Genomic DNA, 6,995 nt, shown 5'->3' on the forward strand with positions numbered 1-6,995 from the left:
CCATATCTTTAAAATAGCGGCGTGCCCGAAGTGGTACGAAGGGACCGCGTCAGAGGCAGACCGAATAGGTTGCCGTTCTAATTCTATGGCAATTGGCTGATGACGTGCTTTCTTTTCTTCAGTCAACTGTTTGGCTTTCTTTTTCAGCTCTTCAATAATCTGAGGGTCTTCAGCGATCATCTTTTCGTAATTTCCCAGCGTTTCAATGACAACCGTTTTCTTTTTCTTTGTTTTGGGAATACGGTGTTGTTCAACGAACTGAATCACACGCGCAGAGCCTTTTCCAGTAATCGCCACATACATTCCCGATGCCTCGCTCTCTATAAGGATCTTTTCTTTAGTATATCATAAACGTACATAAGTGGACAACAAAAAGACAGAAAAAACGTTGATTAATTTGATAAAATCAACGTTTCTTTGCTTATTTTTCAGTTGTAGGTGCGAAACTCAGGAGTTTTAATGAGTATTGCGGACAGATTGAGCCACCAATGCGGAGTTTAGAGCCATTGAGTGCGGGAAAGTGAGCCACTAAGTGCGGAGAAAAAAGCCACTGACATGGTAATGGCAGTGGCTAATCGATTTAAGTGGTAGTTAGCGATCTTCTTCGAGTCCTATCGAATAGACTTCAAGCCATGTCTTTCCCGCATAGACACCTCACCATCGATTAAAATACTGTAGGAATCGTGGACAATACGGTCTAGAATGGCGTCAGCTACGAGCGCTTCTCCTAATTTTTCATACCATCCCTCAGGAGCGGTTTGTGAACAAAAGATAGTAGACGATGTCTTCAACCGGGATTCGATTATCTCAAACAGCGTTAAGGTATGTTCTTCCGGTAGAGTGGTCAATAACCACTCATCAATAATGAGTAAATCTACTTTCTTATATTTCTTAATCAATCGACGAAAACTTCCGTCTGCTTCATTTCTTGCTGAAATGAATTCATCTAATAATTCGGGTAATCGAACATACTTTACTTTATAGTGTTGTCGACAGGCTTGAATGCCGAAGGCATTGGATAACCATGTTTTGCCGTTACCAGATGCGCCCATTAGTATAATGTTTAAATGCTTTTCAATGTAATTTCCTGTAGCCAATTCCAAAATAAGATGTTTATCTAGATGTCGATCAGGATGATACTCAATGTCTTCAATAGCTGCCGATGGTTCACTAAATTGGGCTTGGTTAATCAAGCGCTGTAGTTTATTTGACTGTCGACGAGAATACTCGCGATCGACGAGTAAATTGAACCGTTCTTCAAATGTCATCCCTTGATAATCAGAATGATTCCATTGTTCTTTATATGAATCTGCCATGCCACTCATTTTCATCTCTGTTAACTTTCGCAAGGTTTCTTCGTTTCTCATTTTCGGTTTCCTCCAAAGTAGTTCGCGCCCCGCACAAACCCATAGTTTTCATTCGTTGTCATCTTCGTCACTGAGCCATTTTCTTTTGCTTGTTCACGTTTCTTATTTCTGATGAGGATGGTTTTATATACACTAACCGTCGGTTTAGAAGAGGCAAGGAGTAGATTGTGAGCAGCGAAATCCATGTCCTCTTTTGAATATCTTTTTTCTAAGTTTCTTAAGCTCATCAATTGATTAAGTGCCTTTTTTTCTGAACTACTGTGTAGTAATCTCTCTACAAATGCTTCCATATGTGGTCCAATTGTTTGTGCCCATTCTCGATTATTGTCCGGTGTGTGCTCTAAATACAAACGATGATTATCGGGCATGTGTTCTGTCAAAGTAGAATACTGCCCGGTTTCTCCGTATAATCGTTTATGGGATGCAATGCGAGATTCTTTGAAGTATACTTCAATTAAATCCTTTGATAGACGCACATCGACGTCACTTTGGATGTACTCGTAAGGAGTGGAGTAATACATGCGTTCAATTTGAATGTGGTAATTGGATTGAACCTTAGCGTGTCTCCATTCCGACAATCTGTATCGCGTTTGACGTAAGGGGTGAAGGTAGGATTTTTCCTCTTCGTCAAACGCTTTTTTTCTTGAGCCTGGACGCTTTTGAAACGCTTCTTGATTCAGTTCATTGAGTTTCTTCCAGATTTGTTGATTCAAATCATGAAGGTCAAAACATTGATAGTGACGTAAGGCAGCTATAATTTGTCTAGAAATGAACCCTACGGTTCCTTCAACACTGGCTTTATCTTTTTTATCCTGAACTCAGGATAAAAAAGATTATCCCGATGTTTTCATTATCCCGAACTTGATGTCCTAAATAATCAGTCATTAGCATTTAAGGAGACATATTCAGGATAATAGTTGCGCATTTTTTTCAATCGTTCCATAATCAAATTAGAATTACCCAATTTTATTTATGGAGGCGAAGTATAATGAAAGTCACCCTATTGACGGAGCTAATTGTTCAGGCAGAGGAAGCGATAAAGCCTATCCAGCATAGCTCTTCTACAGTCTACCAATATGGTTTAGCTTGGAATGAATTGGTTCTATTTTTCGAGTTGCATAACTGTTCCTACTTTTCGGGGGACTTAGCTCATCAATTTGTTCAAGAATCAAAAGAAGATTATGACAAAGGTCTAATCAAGGAATGGCGCTACAAACTGAGACGACGTTCAGTACACATACTGTTGGAAGTCTATGAAACAGGAAATTACAGCTGGAAGGTTCAATCTAGGGACGCCGATGGCGCCCTTTCAAATGAAATGAAGCAGTTATGTATTGACTATTCAAACTCACTTATTCAGTTTGGAAAAGGTAAAGGGACTCGAAGGTTATACCAAACTATTGCAAGACAATTTTTATACTATGTACAAAAAGAATTAAATAAAGACATACTCGGGTTAACGTTTAATGACGTCAGAACATTTATTCCATTTATCTCCAATAATTACCAAGCTACCAGTATGCGTAGTGTACTATCTGGCCTTCGTTCTTTTTTAAGATTCCTCTATAAAGCAGAGTTATCGAAGAAAGAATTGGTCTTGGCAGTTCCCAGCAGTGGATCCAGAAAAAAGACGGTAGTCCCAACGATAACTGATCACGAAGAACATCAATTACTGCAGTCTATAAATCGCTCTACTTTTCTCGGTAAACGTAATTATGCAATGATTCTTATAGCGTTACGAACAGGTCTCAGAAGTAGTGACATCATCAGTTTAAGATTATCTAATATAGAATGGCGTAATAAGACAATCAGTATTGTTCAACAAAAAAATCGTAAGCCATTAATTCTTCCCCTCCTCCCAGACGTAGGCAATGCACTATCTGATTATCTATTAAATGCAAGACCCGAGAGTGGTCTTCCTTATGTATTTCTTCGATTTCAGTCACCTCATACAAAACTATCCCGATCTGCCTGTTACTCTATCAGCCGTAGTGTTATGAAAAAAGCAAGTCTACGGCAATCAGATGATCAGAGGAAAGGATTTCATATCTTCCGTCATTCTTTAGCTGCAAAAATGCTTTCCCAACACATCCCTCTTCCAGTAATATCTAACTCATTAGGCCATGAGTCCATATCTTCCAGCAAAGTATACCTGTCTACAGATAAAAAGCACTTAAAAGCCTGCGCACTCAGCTTTAAAGGAATAGAAGTGACACAAGGTGAGTTATTATGACCAAACTATGCAGGAGTCACTTCAAAATCTATATAGAAGGTTTGATTGAACAAAAGCAATCACTGGGTTACCCTTATGTCAGTTCAGGAAGGATTTTGTATAATTTTGATAATTATTGCTTAAAAAACTTTCCTAATGAGCATACACTTACTTCTGAAATTGTCATGAGTTGGGCATCCATAAGAGAAAACGAACATCAAAACGGGCTTTTACGAAGAATTACACCTATACGTCAGCTTGCAAAATATATGAATAGTATCGGTATCGAATCATATATTTTGCCATCGAACATACCAAAAAAACAAATACGGTATGTACCTCACATATTTACAACTCTTGAACTATCAGAATTCTTCAACGCAATAGATAACTGTCATATCAGCCCATCTAGTCCAGGTCGACATTTAGTTATACCCGTATTATTTAGACTTCTTTACTGTTCCGGCCTACGGTCGTCGGAAGCACGACTGTTGCATGTATCGGATGTGACTATCAAAACAGGATCGGTATTCATTAGAGAATCGAAAGGACATAAGGATAGAATCATTTATCTATCTGATGATATGATCCGTTTATGTAAACAGTACAATGAAAAAATCGAATTACTCTATCCAGATAGAAAGGCTTTTTTTCCTAATCAAAAAGGAAGCTTCTATGGTAAATCAATGATTATTTACTGGTTTCATTTATTTTGGGATGATCTTATTATAGATAGGAGTTATACAGGTAATTCTGCACGTGTTCATGATTTCCGTCATACATTCGCTGTCAATCGCTTAAATGAATGGGTTCGAGAAGAGAAAGATATAAATGCATATTTACCTTACCTCAGTATGTACATGGGTCATGCAAATCAGGCAGATACAGATTATTACCTTCATCTAGTTCCTGAGTTTTTTCCTGTTTTTCGAGATAAGTCCACTAATATATCTGAGCACCTCCTTCCGGAGGTGGATTATGAATAAACCAATAGAAGATACTTTTTTCAAGTATATACGTAGCTTTCTTACAGTATATCTTCCTAAAAATAAGTGTTATAGCTTTAATACAATCAAAGCTTATCGTGACACGCTAAATCTCTTACGGCTTTTTCTGCTTGATGAAAAAGGGATTCCTTTCACGAAAATAACCTTTGATATGATTAATCATAAGCAAGTATATGAATTTCTAGAATGGCTTCAAATATCGAGAAAGTGCAGTGTTTCAACCAGAAACCAGCGGTTAGCTGCCTTAAAATCATTTCTGCACTATTGTTCGATTGAAGAACCCTCCCTTACGTCAATATATCTGGATATACAAACTATCACAGCACTTCGTGAAACAAAAAAAGGAATATCCTATATGTCTCAAAATGCTTTGAAATCAATTTTAGCTCAACCAAATGTAAAAAATAAACACGAAATGCGGAATCGCTTCTTTATGATTTTACTATATGATTCTGGTGGACGTGTACAAGAAATTCTTAATATAAAATTGCGTGATATCACTCTAGATTTTGATATACCTTGTATTTATCTTACTGGAAAAGGAGATAAAATGAGGGCGATTCCACTAATGGAAAAAACCGTTCTTCATTTAAACGAATATTTGAAAGTATTCCATCCAATGGGTTTGAAAATAACTGAAGATTATTTGTTTTACACGGTCATTAAAGGGAAAAAAGGAGCCATGTCTCCCGATAATGTTTCTGTATTCATCAAAAAATATGCAAAGCAAGCAAGAATCTCCTGCCCGGAAGTTCCTGAAAATGTTCATGCCCATTTATTTAGACATAGCAGGGCCATGCATTTATATCAATCAGGCATTCCTCTTTCCTATATAAAAGACTTTCTTGGACATGTAAGTTCTACAACAACAAGCATTTATGCCTCTGCAGATACTACTATGATTAGAAATGCATTGGAAAAAGCAGCTAACATGAATGAAGGTTCTAGTGAAGAGGTGGCTGTTTGGGAAGATGATGAAGAAATGATTCTAAAACTCTGCGGCTTGAAGTAATAAAACTATAAAGTTCATGGTTATCACGAAGAAGTATAGTAAAAGGCAGTTAGTATCAGCTGTGACTGCCTTTTTTCAGGATAATAAAAACTTCGGGATAATCTTTTGGACTCCGCACTCTACCTGGAACGATAACCGTTTGATAGTAATCAGCTAATTCACGATAAGCTTCATTAAGAATCGGTTCGCCACGTAGTGCTTTTGATACACCCGTTTTCAAATTATCTGGAACCAAGGTTTCGGGTACGCCACCAAAATACTCAAAAGCATGGATATGACCGGTTAACCAGTTCGCCGATTTCATATCTAAAAAACCTTCTACATAACTGTACTGACTGTAGGGAAACGTAGCGACAAAGATATACACCGTCAGCTGTTCGCCATTCCCACGATCAGTAATCGACAATGTTGACCCGGCCCAATCAATCTCGAGTACTTCTCCTGGTTTTCGCCGGATAGGCATGGTTGCTTTGTATTTCTTTGCGTACTTTCCATAGTTCTCGGCAAATGTCCGATAAGCATAGGGGACTTTTCCACCATCCCGTGCCCGCTGATCATACTCCATATGGAGTAACTTTAGGGTAACGTTCTTCTTCTGTAATTCCTTATGAACCGTTTCCCAATCAGGTGGGAAAAACCCTTTTTCTATGGCTAGTTTCTCAGGAAAGAGAAATTCTTCAAGCCAGCGATTACTCATCTCATCAGTCAAGCTGTCTATCCCTAGCTTCTCAGCTTGCTTGATGACATCTGATACGGTATTCCTAGAGCTTCCAACACTCGTACTAATCGTACGCTGAGATACATGATTAAAATGTAACTCAAGAATCTTACGATACTGAATCATAAAAAACCTCCTGTAATTGATGTCATGCCCGTAGGCATGCACTATCATTATACAGAAGGCTTATTCGATTTAGCTATTATCTTCCAGTGGCTCTCTCCGCCGCAATGGGTGGTCCTGTACTCCGCATTTGGTGGCTCTAAACTCCGCACACGTGGCTCTATTCATCCGCAATATTCATTTAACTCAGAAATAATTCAGAAATAATATAGTAGACCTAAGGGGCTGGGAAAAAACCAGCTCTTAACAAACAAAAAGAACAATGAAAACCGTCGGTTTTAGATGGTCTTCATTGTTCTTTTGTATTTTTTCTGAAGATGTAGAAGTACATCCTCCTTTTCTTCGGAGTTCGAGGATCAGTTTCGTTAAATTCATGCTCATAAGCATCAAGCCAATGTCATTATGCACGGCTTGATTCCCTCTGACATGAACGCGGCGCATGCCAAAGACACCTTTCATCCGACCGAAAACAGTTTCTACGTCAATCTTTCGCTGGGCATAGATCCGTCTTCCATAATCGCTCTCCAGGTGTGCTTTCGCTTGATGTTTAAAGTAT

The 6,995-nt window shown here is 38.4% G+C and carries 6 protein-coding genes and 2 pseudogenes; 3 read left to right on the top strand and 5 right to left on the bottom strand.

All coding sequences use genetic code 11. From position 1 onward, the window contains the following. The 3 genes and pseudogenes from BLR76_RS12095 to BLR76_RS10615 form a co-directional block, all read right to left on the bottom strand. Positions 1 to 303 (bottom strand): annotated as a pseudogene (locus BLR76_RS12095) (IS1634 family transposase); the annotation flags it as partial. A gap of 308 nt (positions 304 to 611) precedes the next feature. Beyond that, positions 612 to 1,367, bottom strand: a complete 756-nt coding sequence (gene istB, locus BLR76_RS10610) for an IS21-like element helper ATPase IstB (protein ID WP_091268788.1) — start codon at positions 1,365 to 1,367, stop codon at positions 612 to 614. Then, positions 1,364 to 2,080 (bottom strand): Mu transposase domain-containing protein, encoded by a 717-nt coding sequence (locus tag BLR76_RS10615; RefSeq protein ID WP_176759701.1) that lies wholly within the window; start codon positions 2,078 to 2,080, stop codon positions 1,364 to 1,366. Before BLR76_RS10615 ends, istB begins: the two co-directional genes overlap by 4 nt. A 275-nt stretch (positions 2,081 to 2,355) precedes the next feature. Between BLR76_RS10615 and BLR76_RS10620 the strand changes: the two genes are divergently transcribed. From BLR76_RS10620 to BLR76_RS10630, 3 genes are read left to right on the top strand one after another with little or no spacing between them, the layout of a single operon-like run. Continuing rightward, positions 2,356 to 3,600 carry a site-specific integrase gene (locus tag BLR76_RS10620; RefSeq protein WP_091268789.1) on the top strand — a complete coding sequence of 415 codons (1,245 nt, stop codon included), beginning with the start codon at positions 2,356 to 2,358 and terminating at the stop codon, positions 3,598 to 3,600. Next, positions 3,597 to 4,565: a tyrosine-type recombinase/integrase gene (locus BLR76_RS10625; RefSeq protein ID WP_091268791.1), complete on the top strand. Its 969-nt coding sequence runs from the start codon at positions 3,597 to 3,599 to the stop codon at positions 4,563 to 4,565. The genes BLR76_RS10620 and BLR76_RS10625 overlap by 4 nt, the downstream gene beginning before the upstream one ends. Beyond that, on the top strand, positions 4,558 to 5,598 hold the full coding sequence (locus BLR76_RS10630; protein WP_091268793.1) for a tyrosine-type recombinase/integrase: 1,041 nt from the start codon (positions 4,558 to 4,560) through the stop codon (positions 5,596 to 5,598). The genes BLR76_RS10625 and BLR76_RS10630 overlap by 8 nt, the downstream gene beginning before the upstream one ends. 55 nt (positions 5,599 to 5,653) lie before the next feature. On the opposite strand, the gene istA is transcribed toward BLR76_RS10630, so the two are convergent. Both istA and BLR76_RS10640 read right to left on the bottom strand, forming a co-directional pair. Then, positions 5,654 to 6,442 (bottom strand): IS21 family transposase, encoded by a 789-nt coding sequence (gene istA, locus BLR76_RS10635; protein WP_091268795.1) that lies wholly within the window; start codon positions 6,440 to 6,442, stop codon positions 5,654 to 5,656. A gap of 333 nt (positions 6,443 to 6,775) precedes the next feature. After that, positions 6,776 to 6,995: pseudogene (locus BLR76_RS10640) on the bottom strand (transposase); the annotation flags it as partial.

This window comes from Alkalibacterium thalassium, assembly GCF_900101165.1.
Classification (GTDB): Bacteria; Bacillota; Bacilli; order Lactobacillales; family Carnobacteriaceae_A; genus Alkalibacterium; species Alkalibacterium indicireducens.